General features: G+C 48.0%; 16 protein-coding genes. 9 read left to right on the top strand and 7 right to left on the bottom strand.

Annotation, left to right across the window (positions count from 1 at the left end):
• Window positions 1–28: 28 nt before the first annotated feature.
• Both DW205_RS19855 and DW205_RS19860 read left to right on the top strand, forming a co-directional pair.
• Window positions 29–1,099: a bifunctional 3-deoxy-7-phosphoheptulonate synthase/chorismate mutase type II gene (locus DW205_RS19855; RefSeq protein ID WP_005868246.1), complete on the top strand. Its 1,071-nt coding sequence runs from the start codon at window positions 29–31 to the stop codon at window positions 1,097–1,099.
• Between the two features lie 8 nt (window positions 1,100–1,107).
• Window positions 1,108–1,881 carry a prephenate dehydrogenase/arogenate dehydrogenase family protein gene (locus tag DW205_RS19860; protein ID WP_005868245.1) on the top strand — a complete coding sequence of 258 codons (774 nt, stop codon included), beginning with the start codon at window positions 1,108–1,110 and terminating at the stop codon, window positions 1,879–1,881.
• A 22-nt stretch (window positions 1,882–1,903) separates the two neighbouring features.
• Here DW205_RS19860 and DW205_RS19865 read toward each other — a convergent pair whose 3' ends face one another.
• Both DW205_RS19865 and DW205_RS19870 read right to left on the bottom strand, forming a co-directional pair.
• Window positions 1,904–3,283 (bottom strand): MATE family efflux transporter, encoded by a 1,380-nt coding sequence (locus tag DW205_RS19865; RefSeq protein ID WP_005868244.1) that lies wholly within the window; start codon window positions 3,281–3,283, stop codon window positions 1,904–1,906.
• Between the two features lie 85 nt (window positions 3,284–3,368).
• Complete coding sequence (locus DW205_RS19870; RefSeq protein WP_010182830.1) at window positions 3,369–3,932, bottom strand: Crp/Fnr family transcriptional regulator; 564 nt, start codon at window positions 3,930–3,932, stop codon at window positions 3,369–3,371.
• Between the two features lie 319 nt (window positions 3,933–4,251).
• Between DW205_RS19870 and DW205_RS19875 the strand changes: the two genes are divergently transcribed.
• Genes DW205_RS19875 through DW205_RS19885 form a run of 3 tightly spaced genes read left to right on the top strand, consistent with a single transcriptional unit; the run spans window position 4,252 to window position 8,305 of the window.
• The gene (locus DW205_RS19875; RefSeq protein WP_005868242.1) at window positions 4,252–5,598 is read left to right on the top strand and encodes an MATE family efflux transporter; all 1,347 of its coding nucleotides are present in this window, start codon (window positions 4,252–4,254) and stop codon (window positions 5,596–5,598) included.
• Window positions 5,599–5,646: 48 nt separating this feature from the next.
• On the top strand, window positions 5,647–6,996 hold the full coding sequence (locus DW205_RS19880) for a sigma-54 dependent transcriptional regulator (RefSeq protein ID WP_005868240.1): 1,350 nt from the start codon (window positions 5,647–5,649) through the stop codon (window positions 6,994–6,996).
• On the top strand, window positions 6,986–8,305 hold the full coding sequence (locus tag DW205_RS19885; RefSeq protein ID WP_005856335.1) for a PAS domain-containing sensor histidine kinase: 1,320 nt from the start codon (window positions 6,986–6,988) through the stop codon (window positions 8,303–8,305). Before DW205_RS19880 ends, DW205_RS19885 begins: the two co-directional genes overlap by 11 nt.
• Window positions 8,306–8,459: 154 nt before the next feature.
• Here DW205_RS19885 and DW205_RS22175 read toward each other — a convergent pair whose 3' ends face one another.
• Window positions 8,460–8,624, bottom strand: coding sequence for a hypothetical protein (locus tag DW205_RS22175; RefSeq protein WP_005868239.1), 165 nt, complete (start codon window positions 8,622–8,624; stop codon window positions 8,460–8,462).
• 6 nt (window positions 8,625–8,630) lie between these two features.
• Between DW205_RS22175 and DW205_RS19890 the strand changes: the two genes are divergently transcribed.
• Genes DW205_RS19890 through DW205_RS19905 form a run of 4 tightly spaced genes read left to right on the top strand, consistent with a single transcriptional unit; the run spans window position 8,631 to window position 14,079 of the window.
• Entirely contained in the window at window positions 8,631–9,884 is a 1,254-nt protein-coding gene (locus DW205_RS19890) for an Nramp family divalent metal transporter (RefSeq protein WP_005868238.1), read from the top strand.
• Window positions 9,885–9,936: 52 nt separating this feature from the next.
• On the top strand, window positions 9,937–11,676 hold the full coding sequence (locus DW205_RS19895) for a glutamine--tRNA ligase/YqeY domain fusion protein (protein WP_008778287.1): 1,740 nt from the start codon (window positions 9,937–9,939) through the stop codon (window positions 11,674–11,676).
• Between the two features lie 10 nt (window positions 11,677–11,686).
• Window positions 11,687–13,144 (top strand): tetratricopeptide repeat protein, encoded by a 1,458-nt coding sequence (locus DW205_RS19900; protein WP_005868237.1) that lies wholly within the window; start codon window positions 11,687–11,689, stop codon window positions 13,142–13,144.
• Between the two features lie 17 nt (window positions 13,145–13,161).
• Window positions 13,162–14,079: a DUF368 domain-containing protein gene (locus tag DW205_RS19905; protein ID WP_005868236.1), complete on the top strand. Its 918-nt coding sequence runs from the start codon at window positions 13,162–13,164 to the stop codon at window positions 14,077–14,079.
• A gap of 111 nt (window positions 14,080–14,190) precedes the next feature.
• On the opposite strand, the gene DW205_RS19910 is transcribed toward DW205_RS19905, so the two are convergent.
• The 4 genes from DW205_RS19910 to DW205_RS19925 are packed head-to-tail and all read right to left on the bottom strand — an operon-like array spanning window position 14,191 to window position 20,218.
• On the bottom strand, window positions 14,191–15,594 hold the full coding sequence (locus tag DW205_RS19910) for an ABC transporter permease subunit (protein ID WP_005868235.1): 1,404 nt from the start codon (window positions 15,592–15,594) through the stop codon (window positions 14,191–14,193).
• A complete protein-coding gene (locus DW205_RS19915) occupies window positions 15,581–17,170 on the bottom strand; it encodes an ABC transporter permease subunit (protein ID WP_005868234.1) in 1,590 nt (529 codons plus the stop codon). The genes DW205_RS19910 and DW205_RS19915 overlap by 14 nt, the downstream gene beginning before the upstream one ends.
• Entirely contained in the window at window positions 17,167–17,880 is a 714-nt protein-coding gene (locus DW205_RS19920; RefSeq protein WP_005868233.1) for an ABC transporter ATP-binding protein, read from the bottom strand. Before DW205_RS19920 ends, DW205_RS19915 begins: the two co-directional genes overlap by 4 nt.
• A 13-nt stretch (window positions 17,881–17,893) precedes the next feature.
• Window positions 17,894–20,218 (bottom strand): outer membrane beta-barrel family protein, encoded by a 2,325-nt coding sequence (locus DW205_RS19925; RefSeq protein WP_005868231.1) that lies wholly within the window; start codon window positions 20,216–20,218, stop codon window positions 17,894–17,896.
• Between the last annotated feature and the right edge of the window lie 248 nt (window positions 20,219–20,466).

Below are 20,466 nucleotides of genomic sequence, written 5' to 3' on the forward strand. Positions count from 1 at the left end.
ATTGAAAATTAAAATATAGATCACAAAGATGGAAATGAAGATTGAACCGTTAGCATTACCGGGAGTTGACACACAACGTCCTATCGTAATCGCAGGCCCTTGTAGCGCCGAGACAGAAGAGCAAGTGTTAGAAACAGCCCAAGGATTAGCCTCCAGAGGCGTTAAGATATTCCGTGCGGGTATTTGGAAGCCTCGTACGAAACCGGGTGGATTCGAGGGCATCGGAGCCGAGGGATTGGCTTGGTTGAAGAAAGTGAAAAAAGAGACCGGTATGCTGGTATCTACCGAGGTAGCGACTAAAGATCATGTATTCGAGGCATTGAAAGCCGGTATCGATATCCTTTGGATCGGAGCACGTACGACGGTAAATCCATTCGCTGTCCAAGAGATTGCCGACGCGTTAAAAGGGGTTGATGTACCTGTATTGATCAAGAACCCGGTTAACCCGGACTTGGAGTTATGGATCGGAGCGTTCGAGCGTTTGTACGGAGCGGGCATTCATCGTTTGGGTGCTATCCATAGAGGTTTCAGCTCATACGACAAGAAGATCTACCGTAACCTTCCGTTGTGGCATATTCCTATCGAGCTTCGCCGCCGTATGCCGGACCTGCCTATTTTCTGTGATCCTAGTCACATTGGTGGTAAGCGTGAGTTGGTAGCCCCACTTTGCCAGCAAGCGATGGACTTGAGTTTCGACGGCTTAATCGTAGAGTCTCATTGTAACCCGGATTGCGCTTGGAGCGACGCTTCCCAGCAAATCACCCCGGATGTATTGGATTACGTATTGAACCTATTGGTGATCCGTGACGTAAACCAGACTACCGAGAACCTGACCGCTCTTCGCCGCCAGATCGATGGTATCGACGAGCAATTATTGGAGCTTTTGGCTAAACGTATGCGTATCTCCAAGGAGATCGGCGTTTATAAGAAAGAGCACAATATGCCGATCTTACAGTCTCCCCGCTACAGCGAGATCTTAGAGAAACGCTCCAGCATGGGTGAACAAATGGACCTGAGCCCGGACTTTGTAAAGGAGATCTTGAAGGAGATCCATGAGGAATCCGTGCGCCAGCAAATGATTATCATGAACGAACAATAATTTATAAGATGAAAATATTGATTTTAGGCGCAGGAAAGATGGGTTCTTTCTTCACCGACCTGCTTAGTTTTGATCATGAGGTAGCCGTATTGGAGAAAGATCCGAAACGTATGCGTTTTATCTATAATGCCCTTCGCCTACAAAACCCGGAAGAGGTTAAGGATTTTAATCCCGAGTTGGTCATCAACTGCGTGACGTTAAGTTACACGATAGAGGCTTTCAAGGCCGTAATGCCTTACTTGCAACCGTATTGCATTATTTCCGATATCGCTTCCGTGAAGACTTATTTGAAGGAGTTTTATGAGACATGCGGTTTCCCGTATGTCTCCACTCACCCGATGTTCGGACCGACATTCGCTAATCTGGGACAACTGGAGAAAGAGAATACGATTATTATCTCCGAGGGCGATCATCTGGGCAAGATATTCTTCAAGGATATTTATTCCAGCCTCCGCCTGCATATCTGCGAATACACGTTCGAGGAGCACGATAAAGTGGTAGCCTACTCACTAGGTATCCCTTTCGCCTCCACTATGGTATTTGCCGCTACGATGAAGCATCAGGATGCTCCGGGTACGACGTTCAAACGCCATATGAAAATCGCCCGCGGCCTTCTGTCCGAGGACGATTATCTATTGACCGAGATCCTTTTCAACCCCCGTACCCCTCGCCAAATCGAACGGATACAAGAGGAATTGCATATCTTGCAAGAAATCATCAAGGATAAGGATTCCGAGAAGATGAAAGAGTATCTGACGAAGATACGGAAGAATATCGAATAAGAAATTAAGAGGGTTGTGCTGATTAATTTTTCAGCACGGCCTCTTTTAAAAGTTCTCTCCTTACCAACATAAAGGAGATAAATAACGTACACAACTCCGCCACCGGTACATTATACCAAATACTTTGGATGCCGAATAAAGAAGGATAAACGATAATACCAAAGGTTACGAATACCAAGCTACGCAGCATAGAGATAACAACCGACAGCTTAGCGTTGCCGATAGCCGTGAAATAACTGGAGGCCAATATATTCAGCCCACTCATCAAGAAGGTGAAGCAATAAATCGTTATGCCGTAATTAGCGATCGCCAAAGCGTCCAAAGCCTCTCCTCCCTTAAAGAAAAAGGACGTGATCTGTTGCCCGAAAAAGAATAAGATGGCGAATAACGTTATACCTATCATAAAATTAACACGCCCTGCTAATCTCAGCACTTTCTCGATCCGGTCCAATCTTCCCGCCCCGAAATTATAACTGATAATCGGTATAATTCCATCGGATATCCCTAAAAATACCGTGGTGGCGATAAACAGGATATAGTTAATCGCCGTAAAGGCGGCGACTCCATCCTCTCCTAAATATCGCATCATCGTTATATTGAACAAAAAAATCGTGATTCCGGCTGATAGCTCGGATATTCCTTCCGAAGAGCCATTGTATAACGCATTCCAAACCAAAGGCCAACGGAAACGTCCTCTTTGTACCGCTACGACTTGCCCTCGCTGGAACATCCGGGGAATATTGAACAGCCCTCCCAAGGTAAAGGCCAAGCCTGTAGCCAATCCCGCCCCCTTAATCCCTAAACCCATTACCGGGATAAACAAAAGATCCAGACCGATATTAATCAACACCGTACTTCCCATTACGATCATGGCATAAAGCGGATGCCCCATCGCCTTAATCATATAATCTCCTAAGAACATCAATGATAATAAAGGGAAAAACGGGACAAGGGAACGAATATAGTCCACGGCTCCCGTAACCAATACGTCATTCGCACCTAACATACGGGCGATATCTCCGGCGAATATATAAATCAACCCGCTAATCAAAACGGATATTCCTCCAAGAAACAAGAACGAAGTAGTTATAGCGTTATTCGCCTCTTGCCGATCCGAACGTCCGAGGTTTATACCGATCAAGGTCTGACACCCTACTCCTATCACGATAGACAAAGCCGTCATCAAACTATAGCAAGGTAAGATCAGATTCACGCTGGCCAAAGCGTTCGCCCCGACAAACCGCCCTAATATCACACCATCGATCACCGACTGAATCCCGAGGAATAATAGGCCGGCTACTCCCGGTATCGTATATTTCAGAAATAGTCTTGAAATCTTTTGGGTTAGTAAACCACGCTCCAACTCTTGGCGATGGATCGCCTTTTCTCCACTCATTTTCATATTATCCACTTCACGTTTTTAACGACGCAAAGATATGGCTATTGAAAACAAGAAAAATTACCCTATGATAAATAATGACTTTTCCCTATTTTTTTACAGAAGCACGGATACGGCTCAATGACTGTGGGGTTATCTGTAAATAAGAGGCGATATGTTTCAAGGGTAGTTTCAAGATCAAGTCCGGACGGGTTTTCAGCAATGACTCATATTGTTCACGAGCTTCCATCCAACTATCGTTTATAAAATAGTTCTCATATTCCCGAAGATAGTAATCTTGTATTTTCAACCCCCAATTGGCCAACTCAAGGGAGCTCCGGCATAGGTAATCCAATTTCGTTTTCGGTATTCTCAATAATGTCGTATTCTCCACCATTTGAACATTATAGGCGGAGATATCCCGATAAACAAAATTGATCACCTCGCTATCTGAGGCGAACCATAACGAGATATCTTTCCCCTCACGCTCCACGAAAGCCCGGACCAATCCGGTTTTCACGAACCAAACAAACGGATCTCTTTCTCCCTCCCGGATCGATAATTCTCCCTTAGCAAAAGAAACCTCTTTCATTTCTTCCAACAGCTGCCCCACGATCTCATCTGATAAAGGAGACACCTGCCTTAATTGTTCTACGAACTGATCCATAATCATTCATTTATCTTATAACCGTAAAGATATAAAAAAAGTACGATCCCAAAAACAAAGGTAATTTTGAAGGTTTGCGGATTCCAGTGATTTTATGTAATTTTGCGCCGCTAAATCTAAGAAGAGGTATGAGCTGTAAATTCGAATATTATTTTTTTACGACTAAAAGCATCTTGTTCGTCCATTGGACTACGAGAGGTTCTACTGTATCCGCACCCTATTCCTTCTAATTTATCTTTACATTTTCATTTAGAACAACTCTATCGTATATCCAGCATATACGATCAAGGATTTTTACACCATCATTAATAACAGAACAATACATATGTACAATAGAATAGCGGGTTACAAACAATATTATAAATCCTTAGTAATGCTAGGGGTACCTATCATCATTGGACAATTGGGGGCTATCATCACCGGATTGGCAGACACCATCATGGTGGGACAACACAGTACGGAGGAACTAGCGGCGGCATCGTTCGTCAATAATGTAATAAACGCATTTATCATAATGGGAACCGGATTCTCCTATAATCTTACCCCGCTGATCGGACAGAATTTAGCGATGAATAAAAAGATCGTGATCGGAGGCTGGCTCAAAAACAGTCTGGTTGCCAATATGACTACTACCTTATTATTGATAGCCGTCTTACTGGGGATTTACCTAAACCTAGACTCTTTAGGCCAACCCGAAGAACTCTTGCCATTGATAAGACCTTATTTCGCGGTCTCATTAGTCTCGATCCTATTCGTAATGCTTTATAATTCATTCCGTCAATTCGTGGAAGGCATAGCCAACCCATCCATATCCATGTGGGTCTTGTTGACAGGAAATCTATTGAATATTATCGGCAACTATATCCTCATTTACGGAAAATGCGGAATGCCGGAGCTCGGACTGCTCGGGGCAGGTATAAGCACCTTTATCTCGCGTATCATCATGCTATTGCTTTTCATCGCCGTATTCATGCTGCGAACCGACTATAAGCCTTACCGGAAAGGTTTCACCCATATTCGTATCAATAAGCAGAGTTGGAGAAGGCTGAATTCCATAGGCTGGCCGATCAGTCTACAACAAGGCTTGGAAGCGGGAACATTCTGCGTCACCGCCATCATGGTGGGTTGGCTGGGTAGCCTTGAGCTTGCCGCCCATCAAATAGCCATTACCATATCAACGATCAGTTTTACCATCTATTTAGGTCTTGGAGCCGCCGTAGCGATTCGTACCAGTTATTATAAAGGGGCGAACGACTGGTATATGGTGCATAAGATCACCATTGCCGGGCTTCATCTGGGGCTTATTGTCGTTTGTATTGTCTGCACCACCTTATTCATGACCCAATCCGGGCTTGGATTGATATTTACGGATAATCTTCATGTCAACGCAATCGTGAAGACACTACTCCCCATATTGATGCTCTATCAAATAGGAGACAGCGCACAAATCATTTTAGCGAACTCCTTACGAGGGCTAGCCGACGTGAAAGCGATTATGTGGATCTCGTTTCTCGCTTATTTCATCATAGCCATACCTGCCGGATATCTATTGGGATTCACGTTCCATTGGGGTATCGCCGGGATTTGGATGGCTTACCCATTAGGCTTCTTATGCTCCGTATGCCTGCTGGGATACCGGGCGAAAATGCAGGTAAAATCGCATCTGGTTTAGGAAGTATCGACCAGATCGAGTATCTTTGCCCGTATAAATGGACATGACATGGCAAAACAAGGCACTATACTAGTTGTGGATGATAATAAAGGTATCCTGACCGCCGTACAAATGCTGTTAGGGACTTGCTTTGAGAAGGTTATCACCATCTCTACCCCGAACAAGATAAAAAACACGCTGCACGACGAGAACGTGGATGTCATATTGCTCGACATGAATTTCAGCGCCGGTATAAACAGCGGCAACGAGGGGCTGTTCTGGCTCTCCGAGATCAAGAAGGCTTATCCCTCGATACAAGTCGTTCTCTTTACCGCTTACGCCGACATCGATCTGGCGGTACGAGGTATCAAGGAAGGAGCCACCGATTTCGTGGTAAAGCCATGGGACAACGCTAAATTATTGGAAACCTTGCAAGCCGCTTACCAAATCCGCTCGGCCAAGCATAAAGGCGGTGTCGGCAACAAGCAGTTGGTATCCAAGGAAAGCGGTATGTTCTGGGGAGACAGCAACGCCATGCAGCAACTACGGATGCTGATAGAGAAAGTAGCCAAGACAGACGCCAATATATTAATCACGGGAGAGAACGGAACCGGTAAGGAAATGCTGGCCCGGGAAATACACCTGCTATCCCCCCGCAAGGATGAGGCCATGGTACCGGTGGATATGGGCGCGATCACGGAGACGCTGTTCGAGAGCGAGTTATTCGGCCACGTAAAAGGGGCCTTCACCGACGCCCGGACGGATCGCCCCGGTAAGTTCGAGGTAGCGAACAACGGAAGCTTGTTCCTCGACGAGATCGGGAACCTGTCTTATCATCTGCAAGCCAAATTACTGACCGCCTTGCAACGCCGTAGCATCGTACGGGTAGGCAGCAATACCCCGATCCCCATCAATATCCGCCTGATCTGCGCCACGAACCGGGACTTGCAGGAGATGGTACAGAAAGAGCAATTCCGCGAGGACTTGCTGTATCGTATCAATACGATACACGTAGAGATCCCGCCCTTGAGGGAGCGGCCGGAGGATATCGTACCGCTTACCGAGATATTCATCACGAAATATACCAACATCTACGGTAAAAAGCCCATGGCCCTCACCGACGACGCCAAGGAAAAGCTGAAAGCCCAACCTTGGCTGGGTAATATCCGCGAACTGGAACATACCGTGGAGAAAGCGATTATCATCGCCGACGGTGATACTTTAGATGGCAGCAATTTCGATTTCCCTCGTAAGCGGGAGGCGCCCGTCAAGAATGACATCACTACGCTCGAGGAAATGGAGTATACAATGATCAAGGCCGCCATGGATAAATTCGGCGGCAATCTCTCGCTCGTGGCGAACCAGTTGGGTATCTCACGGCAAACGCTTTATAATAAGATCAAGCGGTATGAACTTTAAAGGCATTTATTACAGCCTCACCTTCCGCCTCGCCCTCGCTATCGGGCTGACGGCGGCACTCACCTACCAGGCCTTGGAGAAAGAATGGGGATGGTTCCTGTTCTTAGGCATCGGATGGCTGGCTGCCTTGCGGGGCATCAGCCTTTTGTTCAAGCGGAACGCGCAAAAGGTAGCCTTCATGTTCGACGCGATCGACAATAGCGATTACGCTTTCAAATACGCTACCCGGGGGCGTTCCTCCAACGACAAGCTGGTTAGCGACTCCTTAAACCGCATCACCCAGATACTTTTTCAAGCGAAAGCCGAGGCGATCCAGAAAGAGAAATATTACGAGTTGATCATGAACCAAGTGAATACGGGTATCATCGTAGAAGATGATAAGGGCAATATTTTCCAGACAAACAACGAGGCCTTGCGACTGCTGGGATTGACGGTCTTTACCCATGCCCGCCAGCTCGGACGTATCGACGAGAATCTAGAGCGCCTCATCAGCGACGTTCGTCCCGGCGAGAAACATCAGATCTCCTTTATCAACGAGCGGGGCACGGTACATCTCTCGGTCCGTGTCTCCGAGATGACGCTCCAAGAGAAACACGTCCGCATCATCGCGATCAATGATATTAACAGCGAGCTGGACGATAAGGAGATCGAGTCATGGATACGGCTGACACGGGTCTTGACCCATGAGATCATGAACTCCGTCACCCCTATCACCTCCTTGAGCGACACCTTGCTTTCCCTCCACCAGAATGTCGACGAGGAGATACGGGGCGGCTTGGAGGTAATCAGCTCTACCGGGAAAAGCCTGATCGCGTTCGTCGAATCCTACCGTAAGTTTACGCATATACCGACGCCTCAGCCCTCTTTATTCTACGTCAATAAGTTCGCCGAACGGCTCACGCGGTTGGCCCGCCATCACAATAACTACCCGAACATAACCATCCGTATCGACGTGGAACCGGAGGACTTGATCGTCTACGCCGACGAGAACCTGATCACGCAAGTAGTCTTGAACCTCTTGAAGAACGCCATGCAAGCGATCGGGCACGAGCAAGAAAACGGCCTTATCTTGTTCAAGGCGTATTGCGACCCCAACGAGGCCGTTATCCTAGAAGTGACGAACAACGGCCCCATCATCCCCCCCGAGGAAGCCGAGCATATATTCGTGCCGTTCTTCACCACGAAAGAAGGCGGAAGCGGTATCGGGCTGTCCATCTCACGACAGATCATGCGCCTGTCCGGCGGCAGCATCGCGTTGAGAAGCAACCCGGCCCAACGGCAGACTACCTTCGTGTTGACATTCCCGTAGCTCGTTTACCGTATCCGCATAAACGCGGACACGCGGCCGGGCGGATACGCGGACACACAAGCCCGGATACACGGGCGCGACCGTATGGGTACACCCGCGTATCCGTACAGCTACATCTTTGTATCCGAGTAGCTACATCTTTGTATCCGAGTAGTTACATCTTTGCAGCCGTACGGATACGGACGGACAGCCGGGCAGCTACAAGAGGACAGCCGTACGGATACCCGCCATCGGCCGTACGAACGTATTTCCGGCCACCGTTGGGTAACAACGAAACTATTCGTATCTTTACGCTGTTTTTTAATTTAAAAGTATCCATACAAACATGAACTTACTAGACAAACTGAAGATCAACCACCGCCCCCGCTCCGGGGCATTGGATTTGCTAAAATATATCGGCCCCGGATTACTTGTCACCGTAGGCTTTATCGATCCCGGGAACTGGGCGACGAATCTCGCCGCGGGCTCCGAGTTCGGCTACGCCCTCCTGTGGGTCGTCACCTTCTCGTCCGTCATGCTGATCATTATCCAGCACAACGTGGCCCACCTCGGCATCGTGACCGGCCTCTGCCTCTCGGAGGCGACCAACAAATACATGCCCCGCGTGCTAAGCCGCCCGATCCTAGGATCGGCCATGCTCGCCAGCATATCCACCTCCCTCGCCGAGATACTCGGTGGAGCCATCGCCCTCCGGATGTTGTTCGGTATGCCGATCAAGGCGGGAGCGGTGATCGTCACCATCGTATGCCTCGCCATGCTATTCAGTAATACATATAGTAAGACCGAACGCTGGATCATCACGTTCGTGTCCATTATCGGGCTCTCGTTCCTATACGAGCTGGCGTTGGTCGACGTAGACTGGGGGCAGGCCGTGGTAGGCTGGGTGAAACCCACCTTCCCCGAGAACTCCATGCTGATCATCATGAGCGTACTGGGAGCCGTCGTGATGCCTCACAACCTGTTCCTGCACTCGGAGGTGATACAGAGCCGGGAATGGAACTTAGAGGACGAGTCGGTCATCAAGAAACAACTGAAGTACGAGTTCTACGACACGCTCCTGTCCATGGTGATCGGCTGGGCGATCAACTCGGCGATGATCATCTTGGCCGCCTCTACCTTCTTCAAGCAAAACATCGCCGTAGACGAGCTGGACCAAGCGCAACAGTTATTGGTACCCCTCGTAGGAAACAACGCCGGGGTGATTTTCGCCGCCGCCCTATTACTGGCGGGCATCTCCTCGACCATCACATCCGGTATCGCCGGGGCTTCCATCTTCGCCGGATTCTATGGCGAGGCGTACAATCATACCGACCTCCACTCAAAGCTGGGAGTCCTGCTATCGTTCGTCCCCGCCTTGGCCATCATATTCCTGATCGGCGATCCGTTCAAGGGATTGATCCTGTCGCAGATGTTGTTGAGCGTGCAATTGCCGATCACGGTCTTCACGCAAGTGTACCTGACCTCCAGTAAGAAGGTCATGGGTGCCTACGCGAACAGCCGCTCTACGACCATCCTCCTCTTGCTGCTGGGAACGATGGTAACCGTCCTAAATATAGCCCTGCTCATCAGCCTATTTTAAAAAGAAATCGCTACCTTTGCCCCATTCGAAGAAAAACTATCAATTTTTAAGTATGAGCGATATCAATACAAACGAAGAAGAAGGCAAGAAGAACCTGAATTTCATTGAGGCAGCCGTAGAGAAAGATTTAGCGGAAGGCAAGAACGGAGGACGTGTACAAACCCGTTTCCCGCCCGAGCCCAACGGATACCTTCACATCGGCCACGCGAAGGCCATTTGCCTAGATTTCGGCATCGCTGAACGCCATGGCGGTATCTGCAACCTCCGTTTCGACGACACGAACCCGACGAAGGAGGATGAGGAATACGTGGAGGCGATCAAGGAGGATATCCAATGGCTGGGATATCAGTGGGGAAATATTTATTACGCGTCCGACTACTTCCAGCAATTGTGGGATTTCGCGATCCGCCTCATCGAGGAAGGTAAAGCATATATTGACGAGCAGACATCCGAACAAATAGCCCAGCAAAAGGGCACGCCTACACAACCGGGCATCGAGAGCCCGTATCGCAACCGTCCGATCGAGGAAAGCTTAGCTCTCTTCAAGAAGATGAACACGGGTGAGATAGCGGAAGGTGCCATGGTACTTCGCGCGAAGATAGACATGGCAAACCCGAACATGCACTTCCGCGATCCGATCATCTATCGGGTGGTTAACCATCCGCACCATCGTACGGGCACGACGTGGAAAGCGTATCCGATGTACGACTTCGCCCACGGACAGAGCGATTTCTTCGAGGGCGTGACGCATTCCTTGTGTACCTTGGAGTTTGTCGTACACCGTCCTCTGTATGATTTGTTTATCGACTGGCTGAAGGAAGGCGAGGACTTGAACGACAACCGCCCCCGACAGACTGAGTTCAACAAATTGAACCTAAGCTACACGCTGATGAGCAAGCGTAACCTGCTTACATTGGTAAAAGAGAACTTGGTAAACGGCTGGGATGATCCCCGTATGCCGACCATCTGCGGTTTCCGCCGCCGGGGTTACTCTCCGGAGTCTATCCGTAAGTTCATCGACAAGATCGGTTATACGACTTACGACGCCCTGAACGAGTTCGCCTTGCTGGAAAGCGCCGTACGCGAGGATCTGAATGCCCGCGCCATCCGTGTATCCGCCGTGATCAATCCGGTGAAACTGATTATCACCAACTATCCGGAAGGACAGGTCGAGGAGCTGGAAGCGATCAACAACCCGGAAGATCCGGAAGCCGGCAGCCATACGATCGAGTTCAGCCGTGAGCTGTGGATGGAACGTGAGGATTTCATGGAAGACGCTCCCAAGAAATATTTCCGGATGACACCGGGACAGGAAGTTCGTCTGAAGAACGCTTATATCGTAAAATGTACGGGCTGCAAGAAAGACGAGAACGGTGAGATTACCGAGGTATATTGCGAATACGATCCGAATACCCGCAGCGGTATGCCGGACGCTAACCGTAAAGTAAAAGGTACCTTGCACTGGGTAAGCTGCGCCCATTGCCAAAAAGCGGAAGTACGCTTATACGACCGCCTTTGGAAGGTGGAGAACCCCAGAGACGAATTGGCCGCTATCCGGGAGGAGAAGAATTGCTCCCCGCTAGAGGCGATGAAGGAAATCATCAACCCGAACTCCTTGGAGATCCGGAAAAACTGTTACGTAGAGAAGTTCGTGGCTACCTTGCCCAAGCTTTCCTACCTTCAATTCCAGCGTATCGGCTATTTCAACATAGATAGCGAATCCACCCCCGACAACTTGGTATTCAACCGTACCGTAGGGCTAAAGGACACGTGGAGCAAGATTAATAAATAAAGAATAGTAAATGAAAAAAGACGATATCTCACGCTTGTTACAACATTATCTTTCAGCGAAGGAAGAGGGTAAGGAGCCTTATTTCGACGCTGATCAAATCGATGAAATGTTGGACAGCTTTGAAGATTCGAACGATTATACTTACTTTGATGAAGTCTTAGCCCTCGGGCTAAAGCTTCATCCCGGTAATTCCGCCTTGCAAATCAAGAAAGGCAGGCAATTCGCGTATAACGAGGATTATGAGAGCGCTCTCACTCTGCTCGAGAATATAGCGGAGACTGATAACCAAGATCTGGATATGTTAAAAATGGAATGCTATTGCTCGCTCAACCAATATCCCAAGGTTCTGGAGATCACGGAAGAGTTGATCACTAGGGATTGTGACTATTTGGAGGAAGTCTTCGAGTACATCTCTCCCATCCTGAATGATTTAGACATGAACAAAGAGGCCCGCGATTTCGTGGACCGTGGCTTGGCTTTATTTCCGGATAACTTGATCCTTAAGAATGAGCTTTGCTACATCCTCGAGACGGAAGGAGACGTTCCCCGGGCGATCGAGTTATGTAATGAGCTAATCGATAAGAATCCTTTCTCATACGAGTATTGGTTTACGCTGGGAAGGCTACATTCCATGGTTGGCGATTACGAGAAAGCGATCGAGGCTTTCGACTTCGCCTTGACGTGTGATGATTCCGATACGGAACTGAAAATATTGAAAGCGTACTGCCTGTATATGAACGAGAGCTATGAGAAGGCGATCGAGGAATATCAAGAAATCGAGGGTGATGAGGAGGTGATGCGCCGTATCTCTCCACTCATGGCGGAATGTTATATGAAGCTGGAGCAATATGAGAAGGCTTACCAACTGCTTTCCACGATCATAAACGATCCGGATATGGAGGATGGGCCGACCAATTATATCAATTATATCCGTTGTTGTACCGAGACTGAGCGCGACAACGAGGCTTCCATCATGTTATTCAAGGCGGCGCAATTGTATCCGAACAATGTCCGTCTCCTTTCTCTTTTAGCGCTTTGCTTGCTTGATAGCGGGAAAAAGGAGGAGGCTATCGCTATTACGAATAAGATATTCAAGATCATCGATAAGAAAAGTATTAATCCGGAAACTCAAGAAGAATGCAACAGCCTGCTTCATGCCGGACAATATTTGCTTTCTAAGGGAGATGTAGATAAGGCGATCTCTTATTACAAGAAAGTCCTTCAAATCAACCCGAAGACTCCAATGATTCACATCCATTTGGCTATGGCTTATCTGGATAACCGTGATATGGAAAATTTCATGGAGCATATCGGCCAAATATCCGGAGATGATCTTCTTTATTTGCTTCGTAAAGTGGGACCAGAAGTATTCGCGGACTTTACCATCGATTCCGATAAAGAGAAGAAACATATCCAACCCGAGGATCTGGTAAAAGAGTTTTTAAAGAATAAAGATAACAGTAATTAGACAATTAATAATGTAATATGCCTAACAAACGAAATCTCAAGGACTACGGTTTCTTAGTATTAAAAGGTATGGGTATGGGAGCGGCGGATGTCGTTCCCGGCGTGTCGGGAGGAACGATCGCCTTTATCGTAGGTATCTACGAGGAACTGATCGACTCTATCAAAAGTATTAACGGGACGACATTGAAACAATTATTCACGGGGAAAATAGCGGCCTTCTGGAAAGGGATCAACGCTAATTTCTTGCTTTCTATCGTGGGTGGTATTGGTATTAGTATATTCTCGCTGGCGAAGATCATTACGTATCTCTTGGTGTACCATCCGATCTTGGTATGGTCTTTTTTCTTTGGTTTGGTGCTGGCCTCTACTTGGTTCGTCTCTAAGGATATCAGGCAATGGAACTGGAAGACGATCTTGAGTTTTGTTGTCGGGGCGGTGATCGCTTTTTATATCACCGTGGCGACTCCCGCCGAGACTCCGAGTAATTTACTCTTTATCTTCCTCTGTGGGGCGATCGCTATTTGCGCCATGATCTTGCCGGGTATCTCGGGTAGCTTTATCTTAGTGTTGCTCGGAAAATACTTCTATATCATGGAGGCGGTCAAGACGTTTAACGTTCCCGTTATGTTGGTGTTTATAGCGGGTGCGGCTATTGGTATCACGACGTTCTCCCGCGTGTTGTCATTCGCCCTTCGTAAATTCCATGATATAACGATCGCCGTATTGGCCGGATTCATGTTGGGTTCGCTTAACAAGGTATGGCCTTGGAAAGAAACGATCGAGACCTATGTGGATAGCCATGGCATGACCAAGCCGTTGGTTGAGGCGAATATCGCTCCGAATCAGTTTGTTTGGGAGGCCGTCGGATTGATGATCTTAGGTTTCGGGATCGTATATTTCCTAGAAAAGCTCTCACAAAAAAGCGCTAAGGCGTAACCCAATATTACAATGGGCATTATAAGGTGATTAGAATGCCCATTGTAACCTTCTTATAATGCCCATTCAAAGGTGGCTACAATGCCCATTCTTATCTACTAATCATTTCTATCATCGCACATCGTACTTTTCCAATAAGCGAAACCCTCCCCATACCAGTAAGGCGATAAAGAAAAACGTGGTCAGCGCATACAGGCCGATAAGCGCAAGACGTTCTTCTAAGGGAACGCTTCTTTCTTGATATCGAGGCGCTTCTTTTATATCAAACGACTTTCGGCTGGTAGAGACATCCTCATAAGGATTATACCAATGTGGGCTTTCCGGGTCCTCGGCGTCTTTTTGCTTGAACCATGCGAGGAACGTAAGTTGGAAGGCTTGTAAATCACGCCAATTTTGCTGGAATCGTAAATGGCCTCCTCCTAATAGGGCTTCCATCGCCCGCTCGTATTGGACGGTTGGGGACAGGAGGGTCAATCGACGGACTCCCTCGAACTGGCGGATCAGGCATTCGTAGTAATCCCGATAGGATTTCTCCCTTACTTCTTTCTTTTTCATCCACAGGATCGCACGGCGTTCATGATAGGGATAAAACGGATTCTCACTCTGTTGCGCCATGCTACCGGGAGGTGCCTCTTTGGTCAATTGGCTCTCCTTCGCCTCTACCTCTTGGGCTATGTCTCGCAATAAAGGGGTCGGATAAAGGGTATAGCCCCAGAATGTGGCGCTATTCGGGATGATAATAGTCCCAAACAGCCAGAAGGATACGCAGATCAGCAGACTTACATTCGAATGCCTTGTCATGACGGAGGCGAAAAGTCCAAAGCAGACGCATAACGTGATCAGTAAAAGGCTGATTCCGATAAATCCGAGTAACTTATAAATGAAAGAGGGCGTATAGATGGATGGTAACATATCGCCTAAGGCTAATAATCCCACGAATATGCCTCCTAGCAATAAGAGCATGACAACGGATATATGCGAGAATATCTTACTGATCCAATAGTTCCTCCGGGAAATGGGATAAGATAACAAATAGCCTAACACCTTATCCCGTTTCTCTCCACATATCGAATCATAAGAGAATAACAGGGCAATAAAGCTAATGAAAATCGAGACGATAAACGTCCAGTCCACCGAGCTTTTCGTGTCCAGCAAAGGGTTCAACATTCCTTGTTCCACCTCCAGCCTTCCCGCGTTCCATACATTATATTGAATGGAGTTTACCATTTCCTCCTCTTTACAGCCATACAGGAAACCGTCCGTACGGGGAGAGTAACGGAATATTCGTAGATGATTCGCGAAATTCGTCAGGTTATCGCTCAACTCACGTTCCTTTTGCTCCTCATCTTCCACCAATTGCTTATAAGTAGCCTGCTGCTCCATGTAGAGCGAGACAAACAAACGACTTCCGCCGGCAAATAACAGCACGATAAGCACGAACGATACCCGGAAGCGCAAACTACGCAGCAGGCGGCTCACCTCGTGACGATATACTATAAGACTATCGCAAATCATATCTTTTAAAAATATATATACCACCCGATAAGAACCCGATAAGCAGGAGGGATAAGAGGACAAATGCCCGCATCCCTTTCTTCGCCCGTTGCCAGCCGGATAATTCCCGTGGGCAAAACCGAGGAACATCCCGAACATCCACAGGCGAGTAGTTCGCGTCGGCATACTGTTTCTCAGCCTCTTTCATGGTCTTCTCAAAAGCGGCAGGATCTTCCTTCTGGAGTCTCTCCCATTGTCGCTCTAACGCCTCCCATTCCGCTTGGGGCATGAACTCATCCTCCCGGCAAGGGGTCACATAAGAGGCCGAATAGAACAGGTCCTGATCCGTCAAGTATTGGATGAACCGTTCGCGATAGTCGCGGGCATCGCTCATATAAGACAAAAGCGCATCGGCATCGGTATTACCCAGCCGGGCCATCAAACGGATATAAGTAGCCGACGGGGAGAGAAGATTCAAGATATCCTGCCACTTCCGCTGTGCAGACAAGATACGCGAGTATTCCTTATCCAGTTTCCAGAGCCGCTCCGCATGATCCATCCGTATATTAGCCTCTACGACGGCCATCCGGCGGGTATGTTCCAGCACCAAGCGAGAACCTCCCCGGATATCTTTCATGCCTTCCCCATCCTCCATGTTAAATAAATATTGAAGAGACTGGAGCCTCATGGAATCCCGTAGCTCCACCCATCGCTTATTACACTCTCCTCTCATCGACCAGAAAAGTTTCACCTTCTCATTCTCCACTTGTTTATAGGAGGGCAAGGCCACCATGCTCCGGGAAGCGTAGGAGGACAAAGCCGGAATCACGAACAGGAATATCAGCCAACTGAGCATACAGAGCACGATTGAGGTTACCGACCGGGCCGTCAGCGACGACACCAAGATACCGAACGAGGCAAAGAAAGCCAAATAGACAAACGAAGCCAAAAACATCCACCCTACGCCCATCCATTCGCTGCCCGAAAAACGGATGCCGCCTCCCAACACCACCAAGCCGAGCGCCAGCAAAAAGCAAGCCAGCAAGATCGGCAAAACGGTCAATACCACGCCTAGCCACTTCCCCAACAAGAAGCTATGCCGGCTCACGGACGAGGAGAAGATGAAACGAAGCGTCCCCTCTTCCCTTTCCCTCGTCACCGCATCATAGGAAAAGACCAGCGCAAGGAGCGAGATCATAACGCTCAATACCGCCGAGAAATCAAACGGGGGAAACACTTTCATGAACGGGCTGTTTTGCGCCCAGTTAAATTGAAGTGGCAGAAACGGGATTTCCCATAAGTCGATGGAGACGATATAGCCCACGTTATTCGTGATCCCCCGGCTGAGCAGGCTCAAAGGCTCCGGCTCACGGACGAGCTTAGGACTCACTTTAGACCATACCAAGCAGGAGCGCATTTCCTCCCCCGCCTGTCTCGCCTCTGCCTCACATACCTCTTTTTGTATCTGATAATCGCTGACGCTGACAATCATCGTGAAAAGCACGATCACCAAGCAGAGCAATAATCCTACCACAAAACGGGACGAGCGGACGTTTAGCAGGAACTCCTTCCGAGCGAATATCCATACATTCCTCATAGGATAGCCTCCTGCATATAATCAAGGTAAATGCGTTCCAGGTCATCATGCAAGAACTCGTCACGGGCACGGATCATGACCAAGCGCCCATCCTTCATGATCCCTACCCGGTCCGCCAAGGAACGGGCACGGAACAGGTCGTGGGTACAGATCAGTATCGATTTTCCTTCCAAGCGGAGATGGTGCAAGAGTTGCATCAACTCGGCGGTGCTCCGGGGATCCAGGCCGGAGGTAGGCTCATCCATCACGATATTGTCGGCGTCTTTCAACAAGAGGGCGGCGATCTCTACTTTTTGCAGCATTCCCTTGGAGAAGGTCTTCAACTTACGCTCGAAGCTTTCTTCCGGCAGGCCGACACGACGCATCGCTTGATAATAGTCCCTCCGATCCAAGCGTTTCCCGGTAAGGCGTGTGAAGAATTCCAAGTTCTCCCGGGCGGTAAAGTCTCCGTACAACATGACGTTCTCGGAGACATAGGCGATATGACGGCGTATCTCCGCCGGCTTGGAACGGACCTCTACCCCGTTCACCAAGGCCCGCCCGGAAGTGGGACGGATGAAATCGAGGAAGAGGTTTAAGGTCGTACTCTTCCCCGCCCCGTTCGCCCCCAAAAGAAAGAAGATCTCTCCCGGTTCGATCCGGAGGTTCAAGGCATCCAGAGCCAGATGCCCATCCTCATATCGTTTCGTTAAATCAATCGCTTCTAACATGAAACAAAGATAATCATAATCTGTTGATAACCTCATTAGCCGCACCGGAACCTTTGTACTTGCTACGGGTGGCGTTGAAACGATACGTAACGGTCAGGCGCACTTGGCGGCTATCCGGATTACTCCATTTCGTCATACTGCGGTCCGCCGCATACATCACGAAAGAATAACGTTGCGTAGCGAAAATATCGAAGCCTTGCAAGTTCAATGTCAACGCCTCGTCTTTCAAGAACGACTTACGTAACCCCACATAAACCCCTCCCGTTCGCTTACTTAAGCCTTGCATATTATCGCCATCTGTGGAAACACGACCATCCAACGAGAATATCCATCCTTTAGGCAAACGAAACGAGTTGTTTAAACTAAAGCCATAAGTCGGTTTATTAAAGGATCGCATCTCCCCCATCGTAAAAGCCTCAAAGAAAGGTTTGCTCACGCTTAGGTAAAGGGAAGGTTCCCAGAAATTAAACTTAGGGGATAAAGAGACGGAAGCATTAAGGTATTGCGCCTTCGGATAGTTTTCTTGGGAGAAGACCGTAATGACCGGATCCGGCTCGTACGCCTTCATCATAAACGACGAAACATCCTTTATATATTGGTAATTCAATGAGGCTTGGATAAATTTATAGCCAAATTGATAAGTCAAGTCGTGATTGAAAGAGGGTTTCAATAGCGGATTACCGCCCTCGTAAGTGAAACGATCGTCGTACTGCAAGTCACTCCGCAATTGATAAAACGAGGGGCGACTTGTCTTTGCCGTATAACTTAACGACATCTGGGTCTTTCCTATCGGCATGGAAAAAGCGACATTCGGGAAGACATTATCATACAGACGGCTTTGTTCCGGAAGGAAAATACCTTTATCATAATAATCAAAGTCAACATGCTCATAACGCAAACCGATCTCAGCGCTTAATTTCTGCCAAGTCAAGGCATAACTGATAAAAGCGGCGGCATTCTGCTCCCGTATCTTGCTATCGGTAGCGGGCAGGATGCTTTGTGGATTGTCGAAACGGTCCGTACGATGTACATAACTGTATTCCCCTCCCCATTTCAATTCTCCCACGGCGATCGGGTAAGTCATCACTAATTTAACGGCATACAAACGATTGCGAGTCCGGTTACTGGTTGTTACCAAGCGATCGTCATCCATCTCGCTATTCTCATTGGCAAACATACGGTTCTCCGAAGATCCGGTTAACCAGTCCGCATTAAAACTAATGGTTAGTTTATCATTAAACCTCCCTTCATAATAAGCGTTCACCTTGTGTTGATTTACGTCCGTTTCCATGCGGGTTTGGTAATGCAATACATCATATACCGTTTTATTTGCGTACATCGTGTTATCCGATATAAAATCAGCGCCCGAGTTAAAGCCCTTATTTCCTTCATACGTAGCGCCGAAGGAATGATGCTCATTCACCTCGTAATTCGCACCCAACTGACCATATACCGAACGGGAAGACTGGTCCACTGTCGTTTCCGCTTTCTGTTCCCACAGCGTGTCCACTTGAATATAGCTACTTGTCCGTTGCCTCGTTTGGGCTTGCCACAAGGAATAGTTAACCATCCCAAACAAATCCAATCCGTTCTTACGATAGTTCAAGTTCAATTGATCCGTGTTACTCGTCTTATGGCTTTGGGAAACATTACTCCGGACATTGACACCCAATCCCTCGCCCGCATGCCGAACCGTACGAATTTTCAATACCGCCTTCACCGTAGCGTCATATTCCGCACCCGGGTTCTGGATCAGTTCCACCTTGGAGATATCCTTCGAGCTTAGGCGTTCCAATTCCGAATTATCACGAACCAAACGGTTATTAATGTAGATCAAAGGCTCTCCCTTGCCAAACACGGTATATTTCCCGTCCGAGCTTTCCAAGCCGGGGATATGCGAGAGCACGTCATTCGCCGTACCGACCGTACTCAGCAAAGTCTCCTGAATGTTCGTCAACAAGCTACTTCCCTTTAGTTGGTAAGTAGGCAGTTTACCGGTCACGACCGCCTCGCCCAAGGCGATGGCATCCGGTTCCAGACGGATCGTTCCCACATCCCCCGCCTTCGGGCACTCCAGACAAATATCCTTATATCCGATATAAGATACCCGCAAGATATAACACTGCTCTTTCAAGCCTTCCAACACGAACTCACCCGACTCCTCGCTAACCGTCCCTTTTACGAACGCAGAATCTTCCGGATTCAATAACACCACATTGGCGAAACCAACAGGCGCCTCTTTATCATCTACTAACTTACCTAGGAAAGACTGTGCATTGACGCTTCCCCCAAAGATCGCTATAAGTATAGCGAGTAAAATAACAGCTCTCTTTCTCATATTCTTATTCTTTTTATCGTATCTAATCAAGTCTGCGATCACTATCCACTAAGCATTGATAACCAACGAACTACAGTTTCTTAAAATTCCTTACTAGGAAAACTATTGTTTCTTCCTGTGAAAACTTTTGTTTCTCTATAGGAAAACTTTAGTTTCATTGAAGGAAAAACTTAGTTTCTAGTAAGGAAAAACATAGTCCCTCCTATGGAAACTGTCTTTTCCTGATTTATCTAGACACTTTTTTTGTT

The organism is Parabacteroides sp. AM17-47 (assembly GCF_003434625.1).
In the GTDB taxonomy this organism is placed as follows: domain Bacteria; phylum Bacteroidota; class Bacteroidia; order Bacteroidales; family Tannerellaceae; genus Parabacteroides; species Parabacteroides distasonis.